This window comes from Promicromonospora sp. NPDC059942 (assembly GCF_042731755.1).
GTDB lineage: Bacteria > Actinomycetota > Actinomycetes > Actinomycetales > Cellulomonadaceae > Promicromonospora.
Window position 1 is genome coordinate 419,723 of record NZ_JBHWLR010000003.1, and the last position, 25,330, is coordinate 445,052.

Annotated in this window: 21 protein-coding genes; 11 read left to right on the top strand and 10 right to left on the bottom strand. The window is 74.8% G+C overall.

What is annotated here, in order from left to right:
* Nucleotides 1-270: 270 nt before the first annotated feature.
* Both ACFV9Q_RS06930 and ACFV9Q_RS06935 read right to left on the bottom strand, forming a co-directional pair.
* Complete coding sequence (locus ACFV9Q_RS06930) at nucleotides 271-2,223, bottom strand: glycoside hydrolase family 3 protein (RefSeq protein ID WP_377233766.1); 1,953 nt, start codon at nucleotides 2,221-2,223, stop codon at nucleotides 271-273.
* Nucleotides 2,220-3,542, bottom strand: a complete 1,323-nt coding sequence (locus ACFV9Q_RS06935; RefSeq protein WP_377233767.1) for an MFS transporter — start codon at nucleotides 3,540-3,542, stop codon at nucleotides 2,220-2,222. Before ACFV9Q_RS06935 ends, ACFV9Q_RS06930 begins: the two co-directional genes overlap by 4 nt.
* 144 nt (nucleotides 3,543-3,686) lie before the next feature.
* Between ACFV9Q_RS06935 and ACFV9Q_RS06940 the strand changes: the two genes are divergently transcribed.
* Entirely contained in the window at nucleotides 3,687-6,059 is a 2,373-nt protein-coding gene (locus ACFV9Q_RS06940) for a glycoside hydrolase family 3 C-terminal domain-containing protein (RefSeq protein ID WP_377233768.1), read from the top strand.
* A 13-nt stretch (nucleotides 6,060-6,072) separates the two neighbouring features.
* On the opposite strand, the gene ACFV9Q_RS06945 is transcribed toward ACFV9Q_RS06940, so the two are convergent.
* From ACFV9Q_RS06945 to ACFV9Q_RS06955, 3 genes are all read right to left on the bottom strand, one after another.
* Nucleotides 6,073-6,744: a TetR/AcrR family transcriptional regulator gene (locus ACFV9Q_RS06945; protein ID WP_377233769.1), complete on the bottom strand. Its 672-nt coding sequence runs from the start codon at nucleotides 6,742-6,744 to the stop codon at nucleotides 6,073-6,075.
* A gap of 57 nt (nucleotides 6,745-6,801) precedes the next feature.
* Nucleotides 6,802-7,758, bottom strand: a complete 957-nt coding sequence (locus tag ACFV9Q_RS06950; RefSeq protein ID WP_377233770.1) for a hypothetical protein — start codon at nucleotides 7,756-7,758, stop codon at nucleotides 6,802-6,804.
* 111 nt (nucleotides 7,759-7,869) lie between these two features.
* A complete protein-coding gene (locus ACFV9Q_RS06955; RefSeq protein WP_377233771.1) occupies nucleotides 7,870-8,937 on the bottom strand; it encodes a peptidoglycan recognition family protein in 1,068 nt (355 codons plus the stop codon).
* Nucleotides 8,938-9,020: 83 nt separating this feature from the next.
* On the opposite strand from ACFV9Q_RS06955, the gene ACFV9Q_RS06960 reads away from it, so the two are divergent.
* The 3 genes from ACFV9Q_RS06960 (at nucleotide 9,021) to ACFV9Q_RS06970 (ending at nucleotide 11,262) form a co-directional block, all read left to right on the top strand.
* The gene (locus tag ACFV9Q_RS06960; RefSeq protein ID WP_377233772.1) at nucleotides 9,021-9,458 is read left to right on the top strand and encodes a VOC family protein; all 438 of its coding nucleotides are present in this window, start codon (nucleotides 9,021-9,023) and stop codon (nucleotides 9,456-9,458) included.
* 157 nt (nucleotides 9,459-9,615) lie between these two features.
* Nucleotides 9,616-9,975 carry a GntR family transcriptional regulator gene (locus ACFV9Q_RS06965; protein WP_377233773.1) on the top strand — a complete coding sequence of 120 codons (360 nt, stop codon included), beginning with the start codon at nucleotides 9,616-9,618 and terminating at the stop codon, nucleotides 9,973-9,975.
* 462 nt (nucleotides 9,976-10,437) lie between these two features.
* Nucleotides 10,438-11,262 (top strand): DUF899 family protein, encoded by an 825-nt coding sequence (locus ACFV9Q_RS06970; RefSeq protein WP_377233774.1) that lies wholly within the window; start codon nucleotides 10,438-10,440, stop codon nucleotides 11,260-11,262.
* Between the two features lie 423 nt (nucleotides 11,263-11,685).
* Here ACFV9Q_RS06970 and ACFV9Q_RS06975 read toward each other — a convergent pair whose 3' ends face one another.
* The gene (locus ACFV9Q_RS06975; protein WP_377233775.1) at nucleotides 11,686-11,889 is read right to left on the bottom strand and encodes a hypothetical protein; all 204 of its coding nucleotides are present in this window, start codon (nucleotides 11,887-11,889) and stop codon (nucleotides 11,686-11,688) included.
* Between the two features lie 132 nt (nucleotides 11,890-12,021).
* On the opposite strand from ACFV9Q_RS06975, the gene ACFV9Q_RS06980 reads away from it, so the two are divergent.
* Together ACFV9Q_RS06980 and ACFV9Q_RS06985 are read left to right on the top strand one after the other, a co-directional pair.
* A complete protein-coding gene (locus ACFV9Q_RS06980) occupies nucleotides 12,022-12,960 on the top strand; it encodes an alpha/beta fold hydrolase (protein ID WP_377233776.1) in 939 nt (312 codons plus the stop codon).
* A 128-nt stretch (nucleotides 12,961-13,088) separates the two neighbouring features.
* Nucleotides 13,089-16,169 (top strand): GH92 family glycosyl hydrolase, encoded by a 3,081-nt coding sequence (locus ACFV9Q_RS06985; protein ID WP_377233777.1) that lies wholly within the window; start codon nucleotides 13,089-13,091, stop codon nucleotides 16,167-16,169.
* 153 nt (nucleotides 16,170-16,322) lie between these two features.
* Here ACFV9Q_RS06985 and ACFV9Q_RS06990 read toward each other — a convergent pair whose 3' ends face one another.
* Nucleotides 16,323-16,790, bottom strand: a complete 468-nt coding sequence (locus tag ACFV9Q_RS06990; protein WP_377233778.1) for a hypothetical protein — start codon at nucleotides 16,788-16,790, stop codon at nucleotides 16,323-16,325.
* A 101-nt stretch (nucleotides 16,791-16,891) separates the two neighbouring features.
* Here ACFV9Q_RS06990 and ACFV9Q_RS06995 point away from each other — a divergent pair, with 101 nt between their 5' ends.
* Nucleotides 16,892-17,953 carry an FUSC family protein gene (locus ACFV9Q_RS06995; RefSeq protein ID WP_377233779.1) on the top strand — a complete coding sequence of 354 codons (1,062 nt, stop codon included), beginning with the start codon at nucleotides 16,892-16,894 and terminating at the stop codon, nucleotides 17,951-17,953.
* Nucleotides 17,954-17,986: 33 nt separating this feature from the next.
* Here ACFV9Q_RS06995 and ACFV9Q_RS07000 read toward each other — a convergent pair whose 3' ends face one another.
* Nucleotides 17,987-18,967, bottom strand: coding sequence for a serine hydrolase (locus tag ACFV9Q_RS07000; protein WP_377233780.1), 981 nt, complete (start codon nucleotides 18,965-18,967; stop codon nucleotides 17,987-17,989).
* On the bottom strand, nucleotides 18,964-20,067 hold the full coding sequence (locus ACFV9Q_RS07005) for a LysR family transcriptional regulator (RefSeq protein WP_377233781.1): 1,104 nt from the start codon (nucleotides 20,065-20,067) through the stop codon (nucleotides 18,964-18,966). The genes ACFV9Q_RS07000 and ACFV9Q_RS07005 overlap by 4 nt, the downstream gene beginning before the upstream one ends.
* 96 nt (nucleotides 20,068-20,163) lie before the next feature.
* Here ACFV9Q_RS07005 and ACFV9Q_RS07010 point away from each other — a divergent pair, with 96 nt between their 5' ends.
* Entirely contained in the window at nucleotides 20,164-21,207 is a 1,044-nt protein-coding gene (locus ACFV9Q_RS07010; RefSeq protein ID WP_377233782.1) for an MBL fold metallo-hydrolase, read from the top strand.
* 15 nt (nucleotides 21,208-21,222) lie between these two features.
* Here ACFV9Q_RS07010 and ACFV9Q_RS07015 read toward each other — a convergent pair whose 3' ends face one another.
* Complete coding sequence (locus ACFV9Q_RS07015) at nucleotides 21,223-22,296, bottom strand: GDSL-type esterase/lipase family protein (protein WP_377233783.1); 1,074 nt, start codon at nucleotides 22,294-22,296, stop codon at nucleotides 21,223-21,225.
* A gap of 154 nt (nucleotides 22,297-22,450) precedes the next feature.
* On the opposite strand from ACFV9Q_RS07015, the gene ACFV9Q_RS07020 reads away from it, so the two are divergent.
* Genes ACFV9Q_RS07020 through ACFV9Q_RS07030 form a run of 3 tightly spaced genes read left to right on the top strand, consistent with a single transcriptional unit; the run spans nucleotide 22,451 to nucleotide 25,280 of the window.
* On the top strand, nucleotides 22,451-23,533 hold the full coding sequence (locus ACFV9Q_RS07020; RefSeq protein ID WP_377233784.1) for a LacI family DNA-binding transcriptional regulator: 1,083 nt from the start codon (nucleotides 22,451-22,453) through the stop codon (nucleotides 23,531-23,533).
* A complete protein-coding gene (locus ACFV9Q_RS07025) occupies nucleotides 23,530-24,462 on the top strand; it encodes an ABC transporter permease (RefSeq protein ID WP_377233785.1) in 933 nt (310 codons plus the stop codon). Before ACFV9Q_RS07020 ends, ACFV9Q_RS07025 begins: the two co-directional genes overlap by 4 nt.
* A complete protein-coding gene (locus ACFV9Q_RS07030; RefSeq protein WP_377233786.1) occupies nucleotides 24,459-25,280 on the top strand; it encodes an ABC transporter permease in 822 nt (273 codons plus the stop codon). Before ACFV9Q_RS07025 ends, ACFV9Q_RS07030 begins: the two co-directional genes overlap by 4 nt.
* Nucleotides 25,281-25,330 lie beyond the last annotated feature (50 nt).

Sequence of the window (25,330 nt, forward strand, 5' to 3'; positions counted from 1 at the left end):
CCCACCCTTCATGGCCTTCCCCTCTCCCCCCTTCTGGGTTGTGCCAACGGAGTTTTTTCCAGGCGGGGGCGCCCTGGGACAACAACTTCTTTTGCCCAACACCGGGTGTGGGGCAGCCGGAGCGTGGGGGTCAGCCTCAACTCAAGGTTGAAGGTTGGCTCCGGCTCACCCTCAAGTCGAGGCTGAGGGTCGGGCCGCGTGCCGACTGTCACGGCAGGTCAGGCCGCGTGCCGCCCTTGACGTCGGACGACGGCGCGGGCCGACGACCGGTCACACCGGTGCGCCGTCCGCCACCTCCAGCGGCTCGCCGTGGCCGAAGCGGAACAGCGGGTCCTCCGTGTCGAACGGGACGTCCGAGCGGGACTGCTCGACCGCCGCCGTCGACCGCGGCAGGTCGAACGGCAGCCGGCCCTCGGGCGGGACAGCGCCGGTGAGCGCGTCGAGCAGCGCGGGGGCGCCGACGCCGAACGTGACGACGAGCGTGGTCGTGCCGGGCAGCTCCAGCAGCGGCGTCAGGACCGCGGGGCGGTCCAGGTGCGCGTCCACGACGGTCGGCACGGCCGCGGCCACCTCGGCGACGTGCGCCACGACGTCGTCGGCGAGCTCGAGCGACCCCGCGTGGAAGAAGCTCTCGAAGCCCGGGCCGCGCTCCTCGAACGGCGGGTCGACGCGCAGCAGCGCGACGTCCGCCTCGGCGGGGGTCGCCACGCGCCGGAAGCCGGCCACCTCGCCGTCGGGCACGCCCTCCGCGTACAGGCGCAGGCCGGGCGCGAGCGGCAGTCGCGCCGCGCCGCCCGCTCCCCCGCCGACGACGCCGTCCGCGACGCCGCCCACGACGGCACCAGCAGATCCCGCGTTGCGCAGCACCGTCACCGACCGCGACTGCGCCCGCCGTCCCGCGGCGACCAGGTCCGCGCGGCCGACGACGACGGCCGCGGCGTCCTCGTCGACGTACCGGCGGTCGTCGAACAGGCCGAGCTCGAACTTCTCGGCCAGCAGCCGCCGCACCGAGGCGTCGATGCGCGCCTCGGGCACCCGCCCCGAGCGCACGAGCTCGACCACGTGCTCCGGGCAGGCCTCGCCGCCGAGCTGGTCGGCGCCGGCGTCCAGGATCTTCGCCACGCGCTCCAGCGGGCTCAGGTGCTCCACACCCCAGGCGCGGGCGGGGAACGGGAGGCCGAACATCTCGACGTCGGTCACCAGGCCCCAGTCGGTGCAGATGATGCCGTCGAACCCGAGGTGCTCGCGCAGCAGCCGCGTGAGCACGCCGCGGTTGAAGCCGAACCCGACCTGCTCGACGTCCTCCGGGCCGGAGCCGAGGTCCGCGCGCAGCCCCACGGGCATGCCGTAGTACGGCATCATCTGCCGCGTGCCGGCGGCGAGCAGCGCCTTGAACGGCTCCAGGTGCAGGTCGAACTGCCCGCCCGGGTAGACCTGCTCGCGGCCGTAGGCGAAGTGCGGGTCCTCGCCGTCGAGCTGCGGGCCGCCGCCCGGGAAGTGCTTGGTCATCGTGGACACGCTGTCGGGCCCGAACGCGCCGTCCAGGCCCGCCTCGCGCGCGACGTCGCCCCCGGCCTGGAGGCCGCGCACGTAGGCGGCGCCCAGGCGTCCGGTGAGGTCGGCGTCCTCGCCGAAGGTGCCCCCGCCGCGCGCCCAGCGGGGCTCGGTCACGAGGTCCACCTGCGGGTGCAGCGCCGTCCGGATGCCGACGGCGAGGTACTCCTGGCGGGCGGCGTCGCCGTGCTCCTCGACCAGCCGCTCGTCGCGGGTCGCGGCCAGGCCCAGCGTCTCGGGCCACTGCGAGAACGGCCCCGACAGCAGGGCCGCGCCCGGGTTGTCCGTGAAGCCGTGCCGCGGGTCGGAGGCGATGGTCACCGGGATGCCGAGCCGGGTGTCGGCGGCCAGGCGCTGCAGCCGGTTGTGCCAGACGGCGAACTCGCGAGCGGTGGGCGGCGCGGCGAGCACGTTGAGGTGCGTCAGGTGCCGGTCGAGCACGAGCTCGGACGTGCCGGGCATGCCGTGGTCGGACGGCTCGTCGGCCAGCGTGCCGCCGGGGCCCACCTCGACCATGGTCTGGAACATCTGCCCGGCCTTCTCGGCCAGGGACATCCGGCCCAGCAGGTCGGCGACCCGCTCGGCGGCGGGCAGCGCGGGATCGCGGTACGGCACCGTGTCGGACGCCGCCACGGGCAGCGCCTCGCGGCCCACCTCGGTCGCCGTCATCGCGCACCCCGGATGAACATGGTGCTCACGGCGCCGACCACGACGACCAGCGCGCCCACCAGGAAAAGCGACGTGTAGTTGCCGCCCGCCCCGGAGGCCGGGCCGATCGCCAGCAGCGCGGGGGCGAGGGCCGGCGCGAGCGACTGCGGCAGGGCGTTGGCGATGTTGAAGACGCCCATGTTCTTGGCGGCCTCGGTGTCCTTGTTCGGCAGCACGTCCGTGACGAGCGCCAGGTCGACGGCGAAGTACGCACCCAGGCCCGCGCCGAACAGGGCGGCCCCGAGGTACAGGTGGCTCGGCGCGCCGGCGAAGGCGAACACAAGCAGGCCCGCGCCCGCGAGCACGGTGGAGACGATGACGAACACCTTGCGGCGGCCGGTGCGGTCCGACAGCGCGCCGCCCGCGGCGCCGGCCAGCAGCAGCACGGCCGCCTGGAGCACCATGAGCCGCAGCTGCCAGCCGAGCGCCGTCGGCTCGTCCATCCCGAACCGGTCCTGCAGGAAGTACACCTGGTAGCTGTTGTACAGCGCGAAGCCGAACAGCAGCAGGAAGCGGCCGGCGAAGGCCCAGCCGAAGTCGGGGTGCTTGCGCGGCGAGACCCAGAAGCCCGCGAGGAAGCGGCCCAGGTGGAACGGCTCGACGTCGGCCGGGTCGAGGCGGCGGTCCTTCAGGACGGCGACCAGCGCGAGCACGCCGACGATCGCCAGCGCCGTGGGCAGGAGGAACAGCCAGGCCGAGCCCGCGCCGGCCGCCGTCAGCCAGGCCGCGATACCGATGCCGGCCAGCGGCGCGAGGTTCTGCGCGATGCCGAGCCAGCCGGAGACGCGGGCGCGCAGGCGCTCGGAGACCTGGTCCGGCAGCAGGGCCTGGAGGGCGGCCTGGGTGCCGTTGAACGCCGTCTGCGCGATCGCCCAGCCGATGGCGACCACGGCGATGTTCGGCGCGACCGCGATGATCGCGATGCCGGCGGAGCCGAGCAGCACGCCCCACAGCAGCCACGGGCGGCGCATGCCGAGGCGGGAGGTGGTGCGGTCGGACAGGGCGCCCGCGAGCGGGTTGGCCACGAACGCGAAGAAGGCGCCGACGCCGGTGACGAGCGCGAGGTCGGCGGCGCGGGTCTCGGGGGTGGACAGGGCACTGACCCGCAGCGCGAGCGTGCTGATCACGGGCGTCAGGAGCGCCACGTAGAGCGCGAAGAACGCGGCGACGTAGGCGAGGACGAGGCCGGTGCCGCCGGCCTTGGACGGCGCCGGGTGGGCTGCCGGGCGCGGCGGCGTGGCGGCCGGGTCCTGCGCGGGACGCGAATCGAGAGTTGCCATGGTGACTCCTGGGTGGGGCAGCACTGCCCCGGCTGGGCGGGCTCCCGGTGGGCCGCTGTCGTCAACGGCTACCGGGTGGTAGTTTTTGAATTTCTACCACTCGGTAGGTTTGCAGCGCAACAGTCCAGGCTAAGGAGTGCACACATGACCATCGAGGAGACCACCGAGGCGCCGGCAGCCGCAGGATCGGGCGCCGGAAGCCGCGCGTTCGACGTCGAGCGCGTGCTCGCCGCCCTCACGCTCGAGGAGAAGGCGTCGCTGCTGTCGGGCCTGGACTTCTGGACCACGCAGCCGGTCGACCGGGACGGCGTGGCCGTGCCCGGCGTCATGGTCACCGACGGCCCGCACGGGCTGCGCAAGCAGGCCGAGACCCCCGACCACCTGGGGCTCGGCACCTCCGTGCCCGCCACCTGCTTCCCGCCCGCGGCCACGCTCGGCTCCACGTGGGACCCCGCGCTGCTGCGCCGGGTCGGCGAGGCGCTGGGCCGCGAGACGCGCGTCAACGACGTCGCCGTGCTGCTGGGCCCCGGCATCAACATCAAGCGCTCGCCGCTCAACGGGCGCAACTTCGAGTACCTGTCCGAGGACCCGGTGATCTCGGGCGAGCTCGGCACCGCCCTCGTGGCCGGCATCCAGTCCCAGGGCGTCGGCACCTCGCTCAAGCACTTCGCGGCCAACAACCAGGAGGCCGACCGCATGCGCGTCTCGGCCGACGTCGACGAGCGCACCCTGCGCGAGATCTACCTGCCCGGGTTCGAGCGCGTGGTCAAGCGGGCACAGCCGTGGACGGTGATGTGCTCGTACAACAAGATCAACGACGTCTACGCGTCGCAGAACCACTGGCTGCTCACCGAGGTGCTGCGCGACGAGTGGGGCTTCGAGGGGCTCGTCGTGTCCGACTGGGGCGCGGTGCGCGACCGCGTCGCCGCCGTCGCCGCCGGGCTCGACCTGGAGATGCCCGCCTCGGGCGGCCGCACCGACGCCGAGGTCGTCGCCGCGGTGCGCGCCGGCACGCTCGACGAGGCCGTGGTCGACGTCGCGGCCCGCCGCGTGCTGCGCCTCGTGGCGCGCTCGCTGCCGGCGCTGGACGCCGCCGCGGCTTCCGGTGAGGGCTTCGACGTCGACGCCCACCACGCCCTGGCCCGCGAGGCCGCGGCTGCCGGGACGGTGCTGCTGAAGAACGACGCCGCCCCCGCGGCCGACGGCTCGGCCGGTGCGCCGCTGCTGCCGCTCGACTCGGCCGACGGCGTCGCCGTCGTCGGCGAGCTGGCCCGCACGCCGCGCTACCAGGGCGCCGGGTCCTCGCAGGTCAACCCCACGCGGCTCGACGACGCGCTGTCCGCGCTCCGCGCCGCGACGGGCGCCGAGGTGCCGTTCGCGGCCGGGTACACGGTCGACGGCGCCGACGCAGGCTCGGGCACGGACGCGGCGGCCCTGCTGGCCGAGGCCGCCGAGGTGGCCCGCGCCGCCGGGACCGTGCTGGTGTTCCTGGGCCTGCCCGCCTCCTACGAGTCGGAGGGCTTCGACCGCGCGCACATGGACCTGCCCGCCGAGCAGGTCGCGCTGCTGGAGGCCGTCGCGGCGGTCAACCCGCGCGTCGTCGTCGTGCTGGCGAACGGCTCGGCCGTCTCCGTCGCGGCGTGGCGGCACCTCGCCCCGGCCGTGGTCGAGGGCTGGCTGGGCGGCCAGGCCGGCGGCTCCGCCGTCGTCGACGTGCTGCTCGGGGCGGTGAACCCGGCCGGGCGCCTGGCCGAGACGATCCCGCTGCGGCTTCAGGACAACCCGTCCTACGGCAACTTCCCCGGCGAGCTGGGGCACGTGCGCTACGGCGAGGGCCTGCTGGTGGGCTACCGCTGGTACGACGCGCGGCAGGCGGACGTCGCCTTCCCGTTCGGCCACGGCCTGTCGTACACCACGTTCGCCTACGACGGCGTGGCCGCCGAGGTGCTGCGCACGGCGTCCGGGGCGGACGACGCCGCGGCCGACGACGCCGTGGTGCGCGTGACCGTGACCGTCACCAACACCGGCGAGCGGTCGGGCGCCGACGTCGTGCAGGTGTACGTCGGCGACCCCGAGTCCCAGGTGCAGCGACCGGAGCGGGAGCTCAAGGCGTTCGCCAAGGTCGACCTGGAACCGGGCGAGTCGCGCGAGGTCACGCTCGACCTCGTGGGCCGCGACCTGGCCTACTGGCACCCCGTGCTGCGCCGCTGGGTGGTCGAGGGCGGCGAGTTCGTGATCTCCGTGGGCGCCTCGTCGCGCGACCTGCGCGGTGCGGCGACCGTCGTCGTCGAGGGCGAGGACGTGCGCCTGCCCCTGGAGCCGCTCTCGACGGTTGCGGAGGCGATGGCGCACCCCGTCGTCGGGCCGCGCATCCAGGCGCTCGTGCACGGCGGCGCCGTGGCCGAGGACATGCTCGGCATGATCGGCGACATGCCGCTGACCGTCGTCGCCGACTTCGGCATGGGCGGGTTCGACCGGGACGGCCTGACGGCGCTCCTGGCGGAGGCGAACGGCTGAGCGCCCGGCGCGGTCAGCGCAGGATGAGGTTCAGGTAGCCGCGCAGGTCGGCAGCCATGTCGACCCGCTCGGCGCCCGGCCGTTCCAGGGAGAAGAGCCACTGGATCTGCAGGCCGTCCATGAGCGCCACCACGGTGCGCGCCGCCTGGTCCGGGTCCACCCCGGGAGCGAGGCCGCCCCGCGCGGCCCGCTCCCGGAGGAGCTGGGACTGCTCGCCCAGCACGCGCGCGTACCGGCGCCGGAAGTACTCGTGCGCCGGGTGGTCCGGCGAGGTGGCCTCGGTGGACAGCCCGGCGAACAGCTCGACGAGCGGACGGCGCAGCCGGTTGCGCTCCACGAGGTTCAGCAGGGCCTCGAAGTACTCGGAGCCGCGCTCCATGTCCTCCTGGAAGGACTGCTCGTCCACGGCGTCGCGGTACTCCAGCACGGCCTCCAGCAGGGCGGCCTTGTTCGGGAAGTGGTGCAGCAGGCCCGGGTGGGAGATGCCCACCCGGGCCGCGATGTCCCGCAGGGAGGCGCCGTGGAAGCCGACGTCGGCGAACACGAGGATCGCCGCGCGGATGATCTCCTGCTGCGTCGCGCGGCCCTTGGCGTAGCCGCCGCGCTGACCGGTCGTCGCGGTGCGGGCGGTTCCGGCGGTGGCTCCCGTCCTGGTGGACGGGCCGGTCTGAGCGCTGACGGACATGCGCCCAACGTACCCCGGCCGGGACGGGGCGACGGTCTCGGGCCGCGCCCCTCCGGCTCAGGAGAGGCGGGCGCTGGCCACGATCTCGCGGCCAACGTCCAGGCGGACGTCGGCCAGGCGGACGCCGTCCGGCAGCTTCTCGGCCAGGTCGATGTCCCGGCTCGTGGCGGCCTCGACCTTGCCGCGGATCGTCCCGAGCAGCGCGGCGACCAGCGGGTTGCCGCTGCCGAGCTGCACGTCGCGCACGGCGAGCACCATGTTCTCGTCGATGCTGACCGACGCCGTGGCCTGCACCCGCGCCGAGAGGAACACGCCCTTCCTGATCGCGGCGTCGACCCGGAGCGTCGCGGCCCGCGGGCCCTGCGAGACCACGTCGAGGTCCAGCCCGGTCAGTGTGATGCCCTGCTGCAGCAGCACGACGGTGAGCACCCCGCGCGCCGTCGCGACCAGGCCCGCCTTGTCGACGGCGACCCGGGCGTGGCCGGAGACCGGGTGGTCGGCGCTGGGCTCGACGGGCTGGATGCCCACGCGGCCGTCGGAGCCCTCGACCCAGTCGAACCGCAGGTTCGTGAGCTCGGCGGTGATGTCCACGGGCAGGTCCACCGCGACGAGCCGGTGGGCGTCGATCCGCAGGTGATGGAGCGTGCCGCGCTCGCTGGCGATCACCTCGGGGTGCCAGCCGGCGCGCTCGCGCGCGGCCTGCGGGCCGGTGTGGTGGCCCGGGTGCGCGGCGTGATGCGGGTGACCGGCCTGCGCGGCCTGCGGCAGCGAGACGGCGACGCCCGACAGATCGATGACGGCCGACGTGATGTCGGCGCCGTCGAGCTCCGCCGTGATCGGCGCGTGGTCCAGCCTCAGCGCCTGGCCGCCGAGCTCGTCCGTCAACGTCGCTCGGATCCGCGCCTCCAGATCGACGCCGAAGGTGGGCCGGGGTGCGGTGCCGAGCGGGATCGGGCCGGGTGCGGGGCGGCCGGCGGGCTGGTCGGGTGCGGGGCGCTGGGCGGCGTCGGTCATGGACGCGAGACTAGCGGTGATCGCGGCGCGGGGTCGGTGGGCTGCGGTCGGGCCCGGCCCGCCGTCGTCGGACGGGCCTGGCCGACGCGAACCTGGCCGACCCGGCCGTCGTCAGACGCGGCCCTGGTTGAGGCGGCGCTGCAGGGCCATGACGGCGCGGGAGTCGCGCGAGATGACGCCGTCGACCGGGGTGCCGAGGTAGCGCTGGAGGGCGCGGATGGTCTGCGGGCCGATCTTGCCGTCGCGCTGGTCGGCGGGCATGCCGATCTTGCGCTGCAGGGCGGCGATCACGCGGGAGCCCTGGGCGTCGGTGACCCAGCGCCAGCCGGTGGTCAGGCCCGGGTTGACGTCACGCCAGGCGACGCTCTGGGACGAGACGACGCCGTCGACCGGGGTGCCGAGCTCCTGCTGGAGGCGGCGGGTGGTGGACGAGCCCCAGAAGCCGTCGACGGTCAGGCCGCCGGGCTCCCCCGGGCTGGGCGGGGTGGAGCCCTCGCCGGCGCGGATGTCGTCGAGGCGCGCGTACAGGTTGCGGCCGGGGCAGGCGGTCTGCGAGACGTCGCGGTGGCCGCCGAGCGGCGCGCCCTGGGTCCACCAGCGGCCCTTGCCGGCGTCGTAGATGGCCGCGGCCGTGGAGATCTGGGCGGCGGTGGGGTTGTTGGTCTCGTAGTTGCCGGCGAAGCAGATGGACCGGGAGGTGCTGTTGCGGCCGCCGGTGTGGGTGCCGCGGCGGTTCCAGCTCACGCCCTGGTAGGCCCGGCCGGAGGGGAAGATCACCACGTTGTACGAGATGCCGGTGCCGAACCGGGTCTGGCCCACGCTCTCCAGCGCGCGCATCTGCTCGGCCTCGGCGGCCACGCTCGCGCCGGGCGAGAGCTGAGCCGTGACCGAGTGGTGCACCCACACCTCGACGGCGGGGCCGGTCAGCGTCAGGTCGCCGTCGGGATAGCGGGCGCCCCAGGACGCGCGGGTCGCGATGCTCACCGTGGCGGTGGGCTCGACGGCCGGCTCGGGCGGTTCGGGGGTCGTGGTGGGTTCTGGAATCTGCGGCGTCTCCGGGGTCTCGGTGGGTTCCGGGGGCGTCCAGGGCTCGGTCACCTCGCCCTGCGGCTCGTCGTCGGGCCCGAGCACCTCCAGCACCACGCCGCCCTCACCCTTGATCTCGTACGTCTCAGCCACGGCTCCCCCTCGCCCCAAGTTCCGTATATGTCCGTCATGTCTACCACCGTGCGGCGGACGTGGCGACCCCTTAGCGTGCGGGTATGACCACTGCCTGGTCCCTCACCATCGACTGCACCGACGTCCGCGCCGTCGCCCCGTTCTGGATGCTCGCGCTCGGCTACGCCGAGCGCCCGCCGCCCGCGGGGTGGGGCTCCTGGGAGGACTGGCTGGCCGCGCAGGGCGTGCCCGAGGAGGAGTGGCACGACGTCGCCTACCTCGCCGACCCCGAGGGGCGGCTGCCGTCCGTGTCGTTCCTCCGGGTGCCCGAGCCCAAGACGGTCAAGAACCGCGTGCACGTGGACCTTCAGGTCTCGGGCGGACGTGACCTCCCGCCGCAGGTGCGCGAGGAACGCATCCGCGCCAAGGTCGCCGAGCTGGTCGCGGCAGGCGGCACGATCGCGTGGGAGGCCCCCGGGCCGGCGGGCCTGGACCACGTCACGGTGCGCGACCCGGAGGGGAACGAGCTCTGCGTGGTGTGACGGGCGTGGCCGGCGGGCGTGGTGTGACGGGCGTGGCCGGCGGGCGTGGTGTGACGGGCGTGGCCGGCGGGCGTGGTGTGACGGGCGTGGTGTGACGGGCGTGGCCGCGTCGCGTGGGGCGTGTTCCGGCCTGTCCGGCGTGGGTCGCGCTTGTACTGTGGCGAGCGTGATCAGCATCGACGCCGAGTCCTCCGTCCCGCCGTACGAGCAGGTGCGCACCACGCTCGCGCAGCAGATGGCGGACCGGACCCTGCCCGTCGGCGCGCGGCTCCCGACCGTGCGGGCCCTGGCCGCCGACCTCGGGATCGCCGTGAACACCGTGGCTCGCGCGTACCGCGAGCTGGAGGCGGCCGGGCTCGTCGAGACCCGCGGCCGCGCCGGGACGTTCGTCAGCGCTGCCGGCAACCAGCGCCTCGCCCTGGCCCAGGACGCCGCGACGCAGTACGCGGAGACGACCCGCGCCCTCGGGATCAGCCGGGCCGAGGCCCTGGAGATCGTCTCGGCGGCGCTGCGGTAGTCGGACTCGCCGCCGACGACGGCAGTTTGCCCCGCGAACTCGGCAGTCCGCGCCGACGTCGGCAGTTTGCCGCACAAAGTCCGCAGTCCGCTGCGACGACGGCAGTTTGCCGCACAAAGTCGGCAGTCCGCTGCGACGACGGCAGTTTGCCGCACAAAGTCCGCAGTCCGCTGCGACGACGGCAGTTTGCCGCACAAAGTCGGCAGTTGGCATCGAGGTCGGCACAGGCCTGTGCCGACCTCGATGCAGACTGCCGACCGCGCAGGAATGTGCCGACGTCGCCACAGGCCGCCTCCCGGACCGTTCCGTCGGCGGGTGTCGTTCTGAGCAGGATGTCGTTCTGGGCGTGGCCCGTTCGTCGTCCTCATGGACGCCCGGCCGATGAGCTTCGACGTGGCTGGTCGTCGGTACGTGGAGAGGCGTCGTCCGCACGCCGGGCAGCCCGTCGACCGAGGAGAGCACATGACCACGACACATGAGCACCACCCCGACCAGGAAGGTGCCGCGAGCGCCCAGGCAGGCTCCCCCGGCGTGCCGCCCGTCGTCGACCGGACCGCCTGGCAGGCCGCGCGCGACGAGCTGCTGGTGCGGGAGAAGGCGCACACGCACGAGGGCGATGCCATCGCGGCGGCGCGGCGCCGGCTGCCGATGACGGAGGTCGACGCGGGCGCCGTCGTCGTCGGACCGGACGGGCCCACCACGCTGCTGGACCTGTTCCAGGGCCGCGAGGAGCTGATCGTCTACAAGCACATGTGGCACCCGGGCGAGCCGTTCGAGAACCAGTGCGAGGGTTGCACCCTGACCTACTGGGCGGTGCAGGACCCGGCCTACCTCACCGCCCGCGGCGTCTCGTTCGCGGTGTTCGCCAAGGCGCCGTACACGGAGCTCGCGCCGTTCGTGGAGTTCATGGGGTACCCGGAGCACTGGTACTCCGTGCTGGACTACTCCGCGCAGGACGGTGCGGACGAGATCGTGGGCGGCGACGAGTTCGGCACCTGGGTGTGCTTCCTGCGGCAGGGCGACCGGGTGTTCCTCACCAACTCGGTCACCGGACGGGGCGCGGAGGCCACCATGCCGGCGCTGGCGCTGCTCGACATGACGGCGCGCGGCCGGCTGGAGTCGTGGCAGGACTCCCCTGCGGGCTGGCCGGAGGGCAAGGGTCCGGGCTGGTTCTGGCGCACCCACGAGGACGGCGCCGGCAACAGCTGGACCGGCGGCCGGCCGGCCATCCAGTGGACCCGCCCGGGCGCGACCCCGGTGACGACGGCCGAGCACCACCACCACTGACCCCGGCCTCTGCCCGTTGCGCGCTGCCCGGCGTCGGCCGGATGCGCGTGGGGGTGCCGGGAGGCGCGGTGTGCGGAGGTGCGGCGGACGGAGGTGCGCTTCTACCCCGTCATTGGGCCCGGAATCAGCCGTGTTTCGGGCCCAATGACGGGGTAGAAGCGCACATCGACGGCCCCGCCACGGCGCGGGCGCGTGGTCGGCGTCGTCCGAATGTTGACCGGGCAGCACGAGATCGGTCCGCTGCCGGACGGGCTGAATGAGATCGGTCCGCTGCCGGACGGGCAGCTCGTGCTCAGTCCAGTGCCGACCGGGCTGGACGAGATCGGTCGGTTGTGTCGAGATCGGTCGGGCGACCGACCGGTCTCGACGCAAGGGACCGATCTCGGCGGCACTGCGGCCCCGCCCCGTGTGGCCTCGCGCGGGTCAGCGCTCGTCGGCTCGGATGGTGGCGCGGACACGGGCCGACCGGGAGCCCACCCGGTTGGTGGCGCCGGTGCGGTAGGCCCGGGCCTGCTGATCGTCGTGCACCCCGGCCGCGCCCGACCGGGCATGCTCGGCGCGTTCGCGCACGGCCTCGGCCGGGAGCGCGTGCCTGTGCCGGGTTCGGTCCTTCTTGTTGCTGCTCACACGTCTCACCTCCGTCCGGTGCGTCAGCGACGCCCGACCGTAGCGGCCGGACCCGTACGCGGTCAGCGGATTTTCCCGGCCGGTTGTTCCCGCTGGTCAACGGCCGGTCCCGGGCTCGGCATACTTGCGCGGATGACCACCGCAGCCCAGCACCCGGTCCGCCACGTCGACATCCAGCACGCACCCCTGCGGCACGACGACGCCGTCGCGCCCACCGCCACCAGGCCAACCAACGCCGCGCCCGACACCGTCGGACCGGCCGCCACCGCTCCCCTGCGCCTCGCCTACCGCGAGGCCGGCGACCCCGCCGCACCGGTGCTGCTCCTGCTGCACGCCCTCGGCGAGAGCTCGCTGTCCTGGGATCCCCTGCTCGACGACCTCGCGGCGCTCGGCTACCGCGTCCTGGCCCCCGACGCGCGCGGCCACGGCGACAGCGACCGCCCCGGGCAGTACTCGTACGAGCTGATGACGGCCGACACCCTCGCGTTCTGTGCCGCCCTCGGCGTGACCGCCCAGGACGACGCCGCCGGCGCGGCCGACGCCGGCGGCACGGTCGCGGCCCGCCCGGTCGCGGCCCCGGACGGCTTCGCGATCGTCGGGCACTCGATGGGCGCCGTCACGGCGGCCCTGGTCACCACCGCCCTGAACGCCACCGCGCCCGCCGCCAGCGACGAGCCGACCCCGACTCCGACTCCGACTCCGACTCAGTCCACCGCCCCCGTCACCCGGCTCGTCCTCGAGGACGCCGCGCCGCCGCGCCCCGGCGGGCCGCGGTTCGAGCCGTTCGACGAGCCGGACCACCCCGTCCCGTTCGACTGGCCGCTCGTCAACGCCCTGCGCGCCCAGCGCGGCGACCCCGACCCGGCCTGGTGGGACGACGCGCTGGGGATCGAGGCGCCGGTGCTCGTCGTCGCGGGCGGCCCCACGAGCAACGTGGACCAGGCGGACCTCGCGGAGTTCACCTCGCGCGTGGCCCACGGCCGGCTCGTGGAGATCCGCGTGGGCCACATGGTGCACGACGAGGCCCCCGACGAGTTCCTCGCGGCCGTGACCGACTTCCTGCGGCGGTAGCCGGGCCACACCAGCGGTAGCCGGGCCGCCACGGCGCGTTCACCCGGCGGCCGTGCGGCGCTCATCTGGACGAAGACCTCGGCCAACACACTGAGCCGACCCTTCCCCGGACACGTCAGGAACTCGTCATGTCCTCATCCAGATGGCGCCCAGCATCGCGCCCCACCCGTCCCGCCGGTACCCGGGCGGCGCTCGCGGCGGGGGTGGTGACGCTCCTCGCGCTCACCCCCGCCGTCACGCTGTCCGCGGCGGCCCAGCCCGCCGCGGCCGAGCAGGCCCAGCAGGCCCAGCAGGCGACGTCGCACTCCCGCGAGCTCTCCCCGTTCGACGCCGTCGACCCCTTCATCGGCACCGAGCTGGACACCACGGAGAACAAGAGCAACGACGCCTACGGGAACACGTTCCCGGGCGCCACGGTGCCGTTCGGCCTGGTGCAGCCCAGCCCCACGACGTACCGCGAGGGCAGCAACGGCGAGAAGGGCGGCTACGAGTACACGGCCGACCGGATCCGCGGCTTCGGCATGACCCGGCTGTCGGGCACGGGCTGCACGGGCAACTACAGCGGCTTCGACTTCCCGCTCCTGCCCTTCACCGGCAGCCTGACCGACGACGGCGCCCTGCCGACCGACCCGGCGTCGAACATCCGGGACTACGACCTGCCGTTCAGCCACGACGACGAGCGCGCCGAGCCCGGGTTCTACGAGGTCACGACGAGCAACGGCGTCCGCACCCGGCTGACGGCGAGCCAGCGCACCGCCGTCGCCTCCTTCACCTTCCCCGAGGCCGGCGCCGCCGGCACCCCCGGCACCGATGGCACGAACGACGCCGCCACCCTCCTGCTCGACGTCGCCGGCTCCAACAACTCGATCCGCACCAGCGAGGTCACGGTCGACGCGGACCGCCGCACCGTGACCGGCACCGTCACCGCGGGCGCCGTCTGCAACCAGGGCACGTACTACACGGTGCACTTCTCGGCGACGTTCGACCGCCCCATCAAGGCCCACGGCGTGTGGGGCGACGGCGCGGTGACGCCCGGCGCGAGCCACGCGGCCGGCACCACGGCCAAGCACGGCACGGGCGCCTACCTGGGCTTCGAGCCGGGCAGCACCGTGACGGCGCGCATCGGCCTGAGCTACACGAGCGTCGAGAACGCGGCGCTCAACCGCGTCACCGAGGTGCGGAACAAGAGCTTCGACGCCGTCCGCGCCGCCGCCCGGAACACCTGGCGCGACGCGCTGGGGACCATCGAGGTGGACGGCGGCGACGGCCCCGACGCGGGCACCGACACCGACGCCGAGCGCACCAAGCTCTACACGGCGCTCTACCACGTGCTGCACCACCCGAACGTGTTCGAGGACGTCAACGGGCAGTACGTCGGCTACGACGGCGAGGTGCACCGCGTCGAGAAGGGCCGCCACCTCTACGTGAACTTCGCCGGCTGGGACTTCTACCGCGGCCACGCGCAGCTCCTCGCCATGGCCTTCCCGAAGGTCGCGGACGACGTCGCGCAGTCGCTGGTGCTCATGGCCCGGCAGACCGGCACCTGGTACGACGGCCCGACGCTGAACCTGGTGCAGGCCCGGATGGCCGCCGACTCGCTGCCCGTGGCGCTGGCCGCGATGGACGACTTCGGCGCCACCGGCTACGACCGCGAGGCCGCGCTGGCCTCGCTCCTTCAGACCCAGTCCCTGCCGGGCGACAAGAGCACGCGCCCGGACGCCTACCAGTACCTCGCCACCGGCATGGTGGAGAACCGCAAGGGCAACTTCGCGACGGCGCGCGTCCTGGAGTACTCCGTGGAGGACTTCGCGATCGCGCAGCTCGCGGAGCGGCTCGGGGACGACGACGCGCACGACCGCCTCATGGTCCGCGCCCAGTCCTGGCAGAACGTGTTCGACCCGGTGACCCAGCACATCAGGCCGCGCGAGCGCACCGGCTTCGACCGGTCGTTCGACCTGCGCGTGCGGGACGACGCCGCGGGCCGCGGCCAGTTCAACCAGTCGACGGGCTACCAGTACGGCTGGATGGTGCCGCACAACATCGGCACCCTGGTCGAGAAGCGGGGCGGCGTGGCGGCGTCCGAGCAGGCGCTCGACGTGCTGCTGGAGCACCTGGACGCCGGCGCCTACACGCAGACCGGCAGCTATCTGAGCAACCAGCCCAGCTTCTCCAACCCGTGGGTCTACAACTGGCTCGGCAAGCCACACAAGACCACGGACGTGCTGCACCGCGCGGTGAACGAGCTGTACGACACGACGCCGACGGGCCTGCCCGGCAACGACGACCAGGGCGGGCTGAGCGCCTGGTACGTCTGGGCCAACCTGGGCATCTACCCCGTGGTCTACGGCACCGCGGACCTGGTGGTCAGCGCCCCGCTGTGGGAGCGCATCACGATCGACGCCGCCGACAGCCACCGGGACTACGAGATCGTGGCGCCGGGCGCGAGCAGCGAGCGCCGGTACACGACCGGCCTGCGCGTGAACGGCCGGGCGCAGAACGCGTCCGTCGTCGACGCGTCGTTCGCCCGGAAGGGCGGAACGCTGCGGTTCACGATGTCCGACGAGCCGGGTACGTGGGGCACCGGGGCGGACGACGTCCCGCCGTCGTACAGCGAGGGGATGGACGGCCGGAACAACGTGGGCACCACGCCCGACGGCCGCGGCAACCTGGGGTCGATGGACCTGAGCGACTGGTCGCTGTCGCGCGAGGGTCTGACGGCGGCGGGCGCCGCGCCGGGGGCGCGCCTGCCCCTGCGCGTGGACGGCGCGGACACGGGTGTCGCGTTCACCTGGCCCGACGCCGGGGCCGGCGAGCCGGACAACTGGATCGTCGCCGGTCAGCGGGTCGAGCTGGACGACGCCCCGGCGTCGTCGGTCTCGTTCCTCGGGCTGGCCACGAACGGCCCCGCGCGCGGGACGGCGTACGTCGAGTACACGGACGGCACGCGCCAGCCGGTCGAGGTCGAGCTGACCGACTGGGCGGCGGCACCCGGTGCGGGCAACACGACGCTGGTCGAGGTGCAGGGCCGCAACAACCGCAACGGCACGGCCGGGACGGGCACGTTCCGCGTGTTCGCGACGCGGCCCGTCGCGCTGGACCCGGACAGGACGGTCGACGCCGTGGTGCTGCCCGCCTCGACGGACCGCGGCATCATGCACGTCTTCGACGTCGCGACGGCGCCGGTTCCGGAGGCGACGCCGGCCGGCTGACCGGGCGGCGGAGCAGGCTGCCGATCGGGCGACCGATCTCGCGCCAGACCGCGACGTCAACCATGCACCTGCTGCCAGGACCGATCAGGTTCTGGCAGCAGGTGCATGGTCGCTTGGGAGCCCGTGTCAGCGGCCAATGTCAGCGACCGCCGGTCAGCGTTCCCGGCCGCCCGTGCCCAGGCTCGCGCGGACCGCCGGGTGCAGCGCCAGCGTGACGCCCGCCAGCACGAACAGGATGTGCAGCGCGCGGATCACGGGGAAGAGCGGCGAGACGTCTCCCTCGAAGGCGGTGGACCAGGAGGCGCCGTCGGCCAGCATCGCGGCCATGGGCAGGAGCATCGAGGCGAGGCCCACCACGCCCAGGCCGAGCAGCAGGGCCCACCAGGCCCAGCGCCGTCCGCGGGCCAGGTACCAGGCGCAGGTCAGGGCGGCGGCGAAGATCAGGCCGCGCACCCCGACCTGCGTGAGCAGGGCGGCGTCGGCCCCCTGCTGGGCCACGATCGAGGTGACGGCGACGACGGCCTCGGCGATCCCGGCCGCGACGGCGAGCGCGAACGCGCCCGCCGCGGACGTCCGGAGCGACCGGCCTGTGAGCAACGTGTGCGGTGCGGTTTCGGTCATGCGTCCATGCTGGTCAGCGGGCTCCCGACGCACCAACCGGCTGTCCTCCGTGCTGGGCCGGGGGTTATCCCGACCCTGCCGCGTGGGAAGATGCAAAGGTCATGAACTTCCGCTCCCCGCTCCCCCACCTGCGCCGGATGCTGCACGTGGGACCGTACGGCGGGGAGCTGCCCGTGGCGCTGCGGGCCGCCGCGTCGGTGGCCGTGCCGATGCTGGTGCTGTGGGCGACGGGCCACCTGGAGTGGTCCCTCTACGCGACGTTCGGCGCGTTCACCAGCCTGTTCGGCCGCACCGTGCCGATCCGGCCGCGCCTGGTGATGCAGGTCCAGGCCGGGGCCGTGCTGGTCGCGTCGGTGCTGGTCGGCACGCTGATCGCGGTCCTGGCGTCCGCCGTCCCCGGCACGGGGTGGGTAGTGGTGCCCGTCGCGGCGCTGTGGGCCACGGGCGTGGCGATCGTGTCGCACCGGCTGCGCTGGCACCCGCCCGGGCCGCTGTTCCCCGTGTTCGCGCTGGGCGCCTGCTCCTCCGTCCCGGCCGACGCGGGCAGCCTGGTCGTCGCCCTGGCCGTGGCCGTGGCCGCCGTGCTGTTCGCGCTCGCGCTGACCGCCGTCTTCGCGCGGTTCGAGCCGGGCCCGGCCCCGGCCGTCGTCGCTTCTGGCGCGGTCGCCGCCACGGCCGTCGCATCCGGCACCGGCCCGGAGTGGACGCTCTCGCACTACCTCGTGCGGTACGCCGCCGGCGTGGCCGTCGCGGGCGCGATCGCCACCGCCGTCGGGCACCCGTACTGGGCGATGGTCGCCGCCGTGGTGCCGATGTCGGCGCCCGATGCCTCCGGGGCGATCATGCGCGCCGCCCAGCGCCTGGCGGGCACCCTGGTGGGCGTGCTCCTGGCGTGGGCGCTGCTGACGGCGGGGCCGCCGCCGCTGGTGGTGATCGCGGTCGCCGCGCTGCTGCAGGCCGGCGCCGAGCTGTACGTGGGCCGCAACTACGCCGTCGCGATGCTGTTCATCACGCCGCTCGCCCTGTCCATGACGCACCTCGCGCACCCGGTGCCCGTCGCCGGCCTCGTCAGCGACCGTGCGATCGACACGCTGATCGGCGTCGTCGTCGCCGTGGCGATCACGCTCCTGACCCACGAGCGCCGCCAGGACGCCGCGGGCTGACGCCGGTCGCGTGCTGCCGGCCGCGTGCCGGGTTCACACGTCGTCGGGCAGCCGCAGCGGCCCGACGGCGAGCCGCGCCAGCTCACCGATCGCCGCGTCCACCCGCGGCAGGTGCCGCTCGGGCCGCGCGGCCCGGGTCAGCACCACCACGCCCACGGGGTGCTCGTGCGGGAACCGGACGACGGCGGCCTCGTGCCGCAGCCGCCCGAGGGTGCCGGTCTTGCCGAGCAGCGCGACGTCGTCGTGCGGGAACCCGCTGCCCACGCGGTGCCGCCAGGCCTGATGGGCCAGGGCGTCGCGCACCAGGTCGTGGGCCGGGCCGGTGCGCGACCACAGGATGCGCAGCACCTGACCGACCTGCGCCGCCGTCGCGGCGCTCGCGTACGCCGGGTCGTACTGCGACGTCTCCGCGGCCCGGTCCGGGTCGGCGAGCGCCCCCTGGGCGGCGGCCCAGTCGCCGGTGCCGGTATCGCGCAGGACGGCCCGCGTCTCCTCGGCCGAGCCCTGCCGCACCAGAGTCGCCGGGAGGCCCAGCTCCGCCAGGTGCTCGTGCACGCGGGTGCGGCCGACCAGGGCCAGGACGGCGTCGCCGCACGCGTTGTCGGACACCGCGAGCATCAGCCGCACGGCGTCGCGAGCGGTCAGTGACACGTCGTCGAGCAGCATCGCGACGCCCGTCGGACCGGGCATGCGGGAAGCCGCCGCGAGGCGCACGGGCAGGTCCGCGGCGAGGTCGCCGGCCGCCACGAGATCCGCCCAGACCAGCGCGAGGGGCAGCTTGTAGAGCGAGGCGATCGCGACGGCGTCGGTGTCGTCCAGGGCGACAATGCCGGGCGGGCCGGTCAGGCGGGTCGCATGGACCCGGGCCGTGACGCCTGCGTCGCGCGCCACCTCCCGGAGCGCGGCGACGACGGCGGAGGTGTCAGCGGCCCAGGTGCCGGCGGCCGTCGACGTCTCGGGTACCTCGGACGGATGGGCGACGGACGGGGCCCCGGACGACGCGGCGGGCTTCATCGGGCTCGTCCCGCGCCGAGCGCCCGCTCGAGCGCGGCTGCGACCGCGTCGTGGTCGACCTCGGGCCTGCGCTGCGGGGCGTGCGGCAGGGCCACCCGCAGCCGCAGCGGCGGGCACGACGGGCCGGGATCTTCCGGACCCGGGCCACCGTCGGAGCCTCGGTCCCTGCCGTCCGGACCGTGGCCCCGGTCGTGCCCCCGGTCGTGGTCCCGGCAGTCGTCCAGGTCTGACACCGGGCCGGACTGCCCGACGGGCACTGGCACGATTCCTGCTGCAACACCCGCCGCGACGAGCGCCCGGCGCTGTGCGGCGTCCCGCGCCTCGATCACCGCGCCGCTGTGGCCGGCGCGGCGCAGGGCGTCGACGAGCTGGTCGTGCGCGGGCGGCTGGTAGTGCCGGGGCGGCACGGCCACGGGCAGGCGGACCTCGGCGAGGCCGGCGCCGGGGCCCGGTCGTCCGGCGCCGACCCGGCCGCCGCCGTGCGCACCTGCACCGGCGTCGGAGCCGCCTCCGTCATCTGCACCCGTGCCGACACCCACCAGCCGGGTCGGCAGCACGAGCACCGGCCCCGCCGTCAGCCCGTCGAGCACGCCCGGGTGGCGCACGACGGCGACGTCGAGCAGGCCGTCCCGCAGCAGGTCGACGAGCTCGACGCTGCCCGCGACCGTGGGCACGACGGCGCCGGACGCGGTACCCGCGACACCCGAGACGCCCGAGCCAGCGGGGCCGCCCGAGCCCGCAGCACCCGCGCCGACGGAGCCGCCCGCGACCACCCGGAGCAGCCCGGGAACGGCGTCCTCCAGGTCGGCGGCGAGGCCGAGCCGGACCTGCTCGGGCAGGGCGAGGTCGCGGGCGGCGGCGACGAGGTCGTCGGCGGCGTCGAGCAGCTCCCGCGCTGCGGGCAGGAGCCGGCGCCCGGCGGCGGTGATCCGCACGCCGCGCGCGTCGCGGTCGAAGAGCCGCACGCCGAGGTGCCGCTCCAGCCGGAGGATGCCCTGGGACAGCGGCGGCTGGGTCATGCCGAGGTCGGCGGCGGCGTTGCCGAAGTGCCGGGTGTCGGCGACGGCCGCGAAGAAGCCCAGGTGCTTCAGGAGGTCCACGCCCCGAGCCTAGGCGGGGGCCATATCAGGATCGACTCGGGTCACGTCGGCAAGACTCTTTGACTCTCGCCGGCGGCCTCGCGAAGGGTGTGCCGCATGACGACACCCACCACCTCGAACCGCGGCCTCAGCCGCCGCACACTGATGTCCGGCGCCGGGACGGCGGCCCTGGGCGTGCTCGGCGGGCTGGCCGGTGCGGCCGTGCCGGGCGCGGCGTCGGCCGCCGTCGCCGCCACCGCCGTCGGCCCGGAGACCGCGAACCCGGCCGAGACCGCGGCCCCGGCCGGCTTCGCCACGTTCGCCTGGCTCGGCACCTCGGGCTGGCGTATCCGCACCCCCACGACCACGGTGCTGCTCGACCCGTACGTCACGCGGTTCGACACCGGCCTCGCGGCCGGGAAGTTCAGCGCCACCACCCGGCTGCGGGTCGACGCCGCCGCGCTGGACGCCGCGCTCGGCGCCCCGGGGACGGCGGAGGGCGCCGTCGACTCGATCCTGGTGACGCACACCCACTGGGACCACTTCGCCGACGTGCCCCACCTGGCCCGCACCCGCGGCGCCACCGTGTTCACCACCCTGACCGGGTACCACCTGGCGCTGGCCCTGGGCGTCCCCCGGGAGCAGCTCGCGGTGGTGCGCGGCGGCGAGGAGCTGCACCTGGGCGACCTCGTGCTGCGCGTCGTGCCCTCGCTGCACAGCCGCACGGCGTCCGGCGGGCTGCTGTTCCCCGGCGTGCACACGCGGGTCCCGGCGCGGCCCCGCACGATCGCCGACCTGCCGGAGGGCGACACCCTGTCGTACCTGCTGCGCTCACCGCAGGGCCGGTCCGTGCTGCTGCTCGGCGGCAGCGACTACGACGACCGGGCGCTGCGCGGCCTGCGCGTCGACACCGTCGCGCTGCCCGTGCCGAGCACCGACGTCACCGCCGACTACGCGGGCCGCCTGCTCGCGGCGCTGGACGGCGTCGGCCAGGTCGTCCTGGTGCACTGGGACGACTTCGAGTCGCCGCTGACCAACCCGCCGCGCGCCGACGACCGTACGCGGGGCCGGATGCGCGACCTCACCGAGCGGATCGGGCAGCTCTCGCCGGGCACGCGGGTGGTGGTCCCGGAGTACGGGACGCCGCTGGACCTGCTGTGAGGCCTCGCTGAGACCTCACGACCGGCTCGGCACGACCGCGCCACCCACGCCCCGGCCGGCGAGCAGCTCCCGCACCACCGGCACGATCACCGACGCCATGTGCGCGTAGCCCTCGGGCCCCGGGTGCAGGCCGTCGGCCAGCAGGTGCGCGTGCTCGGGGCCGAGCACCGCCCGCCCGTCGAGCAGGTGCAGGTCCGGGTCGCCGTGCGCGGTCAGGAGGCCGACCGCGTCGGCCACCTGGTCGCGCACCTGCGCGAGCGTCAGACCTGCGGGACCCACGGCGTCCTCGCGCCGCGGCGAGGCGACCGGCGAGACCACGAGCACGGGCACGCCCGGGTGCCCGTCGCGGACCGTGCTCAGGAACCCGAGCAGCGCCGGGAGCAGCGACCGCTCGGTGAACGTGCCCGCGCCGTACACGTTGATGCCGAGGCAGGCCACGACGACGTCGGCGGGCAGGTCGCGCAGCACGCGCGCGACCATCGGGTCGAGGTGCGCCTCCCCCGCGAAGCCCAGGCACGTCAGGTCCAGACCGAGCCCGCGCGCCACCAGCGCGGGCCACGTCCGCGTGGGGGACGCCGCCTGGCGGCACTGCGTCAGGGAGCTGCCGTACGTCACGAGCCGGGGGCCGGACGGGCCGCGCGCCGGCCAGACCCGCGCGCCGTCGTCGATCGCGAGGCTCAGGAGCCGGAAGGTCCCGAACTGCGGCAGCCACACCTCGACCCGCTTGTCGCCGGGCGGGAGCTCCATCGCGAAGCCCCCGTCCGGCCCGACCGGCACGGAGGCGACGACGGCACCACCCGGCCCGGCGCCGTCCGATCCAGCACCACCCGGCCCACCGCCGTCCACCACCACGTCCAGCGGCACCTCCACCCCCTGGACCGCGGCGAACCCCGCGAGCCTCCGCGCGTCGGTGCCGAGCACCAGCCGCACCCCCGCGGGCATCGCGGCGCGCGAGCGCAGGGCGCCGCCGGGAAACAGGCCGATCCGGTCGTGCGGCAGGCGCCAGGCGCGGGACCAGCGCGGCCCGTGCTCCACGGAGACGGCACCGGCCCAGGTCAGGACGTCGTCGTCCGCCCGGATCTCCCGCATCCCGCCCTCGTTCCGTCGACCGGGTGAATACAGGCGTTTCGGCCGGGATTTCCTTGACGGCCCGTTGCCCGGATCCATAGTGTGGCGTCCCACGGCTTTAATACGTATTAAAGAGGCTACCCGGCAATGGCGCCGGCTACCCGAGGAGTCTGCGATGACGCAACGTCGGCGTCCCACCCAGGTGGACATCGCGCGGGCCGCCGGCGTCTCGCAGGCGACCGTATCCCTGGTGGTCAGCGGCGGCCAGGCCAGCAGCCAGGTCGCCGAGCAGACCCGCCGGGCCGTGCTCGACGCCGCGGCGGCGCTCGGCTACACCGTCAACACCGCCGCGCGCAGCCTCAAGGGCGGGCGCAACCGCATGCTCGGCCTCTACACGTTCGAGCCGGTCTTTCCCGTGGACCAGCGCGACTTCTACTTCCCGTTCCTGCTGGGCGTCGAGGAGGCAACCGCCGAGTTCGGGTACGACCTGCTGCTGTTCAGCTCCGTCGGCACGGGCGAGCGCCGCATCTACTCGGGCGGCATCAACCGGCTCAAGGTCGCCGACGGCTGCGTGCTGCTGGGCCGGCACATCGACCGCGCGGACCTCGCCGACCTGGTCCGCGAGGACTTTCCGTTCGTCTTCGTCGGCCGGCGCGAGCTGCCCGGCGCGGAGCTCTCCTACGTGGCCCCGGACTACGTGGGCGCCACCCGCGACATGGTGCGCCGCCTGACCGACGCCGGGCACCGCCGCCTCGCCTACCTGCGGCCCGCCGACCACCAGGAGCCCACGCGCGACCGCGAGGCGGGGTTCCGCGCGGGCCTGGCCGACGCCGGCCTGACGGACCAGCCGGTCCACGAGATGCCGGACGACGCCGCCACCACCGCCGCGCTGCTGACCGACCTGCTCCAGCGGTGGCGGGCCGACGGCGTGACGGCGCTGCTGGTCGAGCCGAGCGAGGACGACCAGACCGTCGCCGCCCTCGAGCGGGTCGCCGCCGCGGCGGGGCTGCGCATCCCGGAGGACCTCTCCGTCGCCCTGCTGGGCGACCCGGCACCCAGCAGCACGCCCGGCAGCGCGCCGAACAACACCGCGACCTCGTCCGGCCGCGACTGGACCCGCTTCACGCTCCCCCGCGAGGACATGGGCCGCGCGGCGGTGGGCCTCCTGCTGGAGATCCTGGACGCCGACGACGGCCCGCGCCAGCTCTCGGTCGCGTGCACGCCCGTCGACGGCGACTCGGTGGGGAGCCCGCGATGATGCTCACGTTCCTGCTGCGGCGCCTCGCCGTCGGGCTGTTCACCATCTGGGGCGTGCTCACCGCGGTCTTCCTCATCGTGCGGCTCGCACCGGGCGACCAGGCCACGGTCGCCCTCGGCCCGGACGCCGCCCCCGAGCAGATCGCGGAGCTGCGGCACACCCTGGGCCTCGACCAGCCGCTGCTCGCCCAGTACCTGTCGTTCCTGGGCGACGCCGTGCGCGGCGACTTCGGCGAGTCGTACCGGTACGGCCGCCCGGCCATGGACGCGGTGCTCGAACGGTTCCCCGCGACCGTCACGCTCACGCTGGCGGCCACGCTCGTCGCGGTCACGGTCGGGATCGTGCTCGGCGTGCTGGCGGGGCACCGGCCCGGCAGCCTCGTGGACCGCGCCACCTCCACGGTCACCCTCGGGATGCAGGCGCTGCCGCCGTTCTGGGTCGGCATCATGCTCATCCTCGTGCTCGCGCTGTGGCTGCGGCTCCTGCCGAGCGCGGGCGGCGGGGACCTGGAGCACCTGGTGCTGCCCGCGGTCACGCTCGCCATCCCGTTCACCGCGCTGGTCGGGCGCATCACGCGCAGCGGCGTCGCCGAGACGATGTCCGAGCCGTTCGTGCGCACCGCGCGGTCCAAGGGCCTGACCGAGCGCGAGGTGCTGACCGGGCACGTCCTGAAGAACTCGCTGGTCCCCGTGGTCACGGTCGTCGGCCTCCAGGTCGGCACGCTGCTGGGCGGCGCCGTCGTCATCGAGACCGTGTTCGCCTGGCCCGGGCTCGGCAACCTGCTGGTCGGCGCGGTCGGCAACCGCGACTACGCCGTGGTGCAGGCCGCCACGGTGCTGATCGCCGTCTGCGTCGTCGTGCTCAACCTGGCCGCCGACCTCGCCTACGCCCGCCTCGACCCGCGCATCCGGCTGGAGGCCCGCCGATGAGAGGCACGGGTTCGGTCGGCGCCTGGGTCGTCTACGGGATCATCGGCGTCTACGTGCTCGCCGCCGTCGTCGGCCCGTACCTCGTGCCGTACGACCCGGTGGCGACCGTCGTCACCGAGCGGCTGCTGCCGCCCGGCTCGGCCACGGCGTCGGGCACCGCGTGGCTCGGCACGGACGGCGTGGGCCGCGACGTGCTGGCGCAGGTGGTGCACGGGGCGCGCACGTCCCTGACCATCGGCGTGGTCGTGGTGGCGCTGTGCTCCGTGGTGGGCGTGGCGCTCGGCGCGGTGGCCGGCTACGCGGGCGGGTTCGCCGACGTCGCCGTGGCCCGCACCGTCGACGTGCTCATGGCGTTCCCCGGCATCCTGCTCGCCATCGTGATCGCGGGCCTCCTGGACCGGGGCACGGGCGTGGTGATCATCGCGCTGTCCGTGGCGGGCTGGATCGGGTTCGCCCGCCTGTCGCGGAGCGTGGCCCTGTCCGTCCGCGAGCGCGACTGGGTCGACGCCGCCCGGATCATGGGCGTGCGCACCCCGGTGATCCTCGGGCGGCACGTGGTGCCGTTCCTCGCCGGGCCCGTGGTCGCGCTCGCCACGATGGAGCTCGCCTCCGTGGTCCTGTCCGAGGCGGCCCTCAGCTTCCTGGGCCTCGGCCTGCCCCCGCACGTCGCGTCCTGGGGCCAGAGCATCGCGAGCGGCAAGGAGTACCTCGCCACCGCGTGGTGGATCTCGGCCTTCCCCGGCATCGCGCTCACCGTCCTGGTCGTCTGCATCGGCCTCGTCGGCGACCGCCTCACCAGACGTTTCGCCCAGACCTGACAACGCCGCACCCCGGCGCTGCACCAGCACACACCCGGCACACCCCTCCG

Bases quoted from the DNA above. Each gene is read 5' to 3' on its own strand.
- ACFV9Q_RS06930 (WP_377233766.1), bottom strand. From the start codon at position 2,223: ATGACGGCGACCGAGGTGGGCCGCGAGGCGCTGCCCGTGGCGGCGTCC.
- ACFV9Q_RS06935 (WP_377233767.1), bottom strand. From the start codon at position 3,542: ATGGCAACTCTCGATTCGCGTCCCGCGCAGGACCCGGCCGCCACGCCG.
- ACFV9Q_RS06940 (WP_377233768.1), top strand. From the start codon at position 3,687: ATGACCATCGAGGAGACCACCGAGGCGCCGGCAGCCGCAGGATCGGGC.
- ACFV9Q_RS06945 (WP_377233769.1), bottom strand. From the start codon at position 6,744: ATGTCCGTCAGCGCTCAGACCGGCCCGTCCACCAGGACGGGAGCCACC.
- ACFV9Q_RS06950 (WP_377233770.1), bottom strand. From the start codon at position 7,758: ATGACCGACGCCGCCCAGCGCCCCGCACCCGACCAGCCCGCCGGCCGC.
- ACFV9Q_RS06960 (WP_377233772.1), top strand. From the start codon at position 9,021: ATGACCACTGCCTGGTCCCTCACCATCGACTGCACCGACGTCCGCGCC.
- ACFV9Q_RS06970 (WP_377233774.1), top strand. From the start codon at position 10,438: ATGACCACGACACATGAGCACCACCCCGACCAGGAAGGTGCCGCGAGC.
- ACFV9Q_RS06980 (WP_377233776.1), top strand. From the start codon at position 12,022: ATGACCACCGCAGCCCAGCACCCGGTCCGCCACGTCGACATCCAGCAC.
- ACFV9Q_RS06985 (WP_377233777.1), top strand. From the start codon at position 13,089: ATGTCCTCATCCAGATGGCGCCCAGCATCGCGCCCCACCCGTCCCGCC.
- ACFV9Q_RS06990 (WP_377233778.1), bottom strand. From the start codon at position 16,790: ATGACCGAAACCGCACCGCACACGTTGCTCACAGGCCGGTCGCTCCGG.
- ACFV9Q_RS06995 (WP_377233779.1), top strand. From the start codon at position 16,892: ATGAACTTCCGCTCCCCGCTCCCCCACCTGCGCCGGATGCTGCACGTG.
- ACFV9Q_RS07000 (WP_377233780.1), bottom strand. From the start codon at position 18,967: ATGAAGCCCGCCGCGTCGTCCGGGGCCCCGTCCGTCGCCCATCCGTCC.
- ACFV9Q_RS07010 (WP_377233782.1), top strand. From the start codon at position 20,164: ATGACGACACCCACCACCTCGAACCGCGGCCTCAGCCGCCGCACACTG.
- ACFV9Q_RS07015 (WP_377233783.1), bottom strand. From the start codon at position 22,296: ATGCGGGAGATCCGGGCGGACGACGACGTCCTGACCTGGGCCGGTGCC.
- ACFV9Q_RS07020 (WP_377233784.1), top strand. From the start codon at position 22,451: ATGACGCAACGTCGGCGTCCCACCCAGGTGGACATCGCGCGGGCCGCC.
- ACFV9Q_RS07025 (WP_377233785.1), top strand. From the start codon at position 23,530: ATGATGCTCACGTTCCTGCTGCGGCGCCTCGCCGTCGGGCTGTTCACC.
- ACFV9Q_RS07030 (WP_377233786.1), top strand. From the start codon at position 24,459: ATGAGAGGCACGGGTTCGGTCGGCGCCTGGGTCGTCTACGGGATCATC.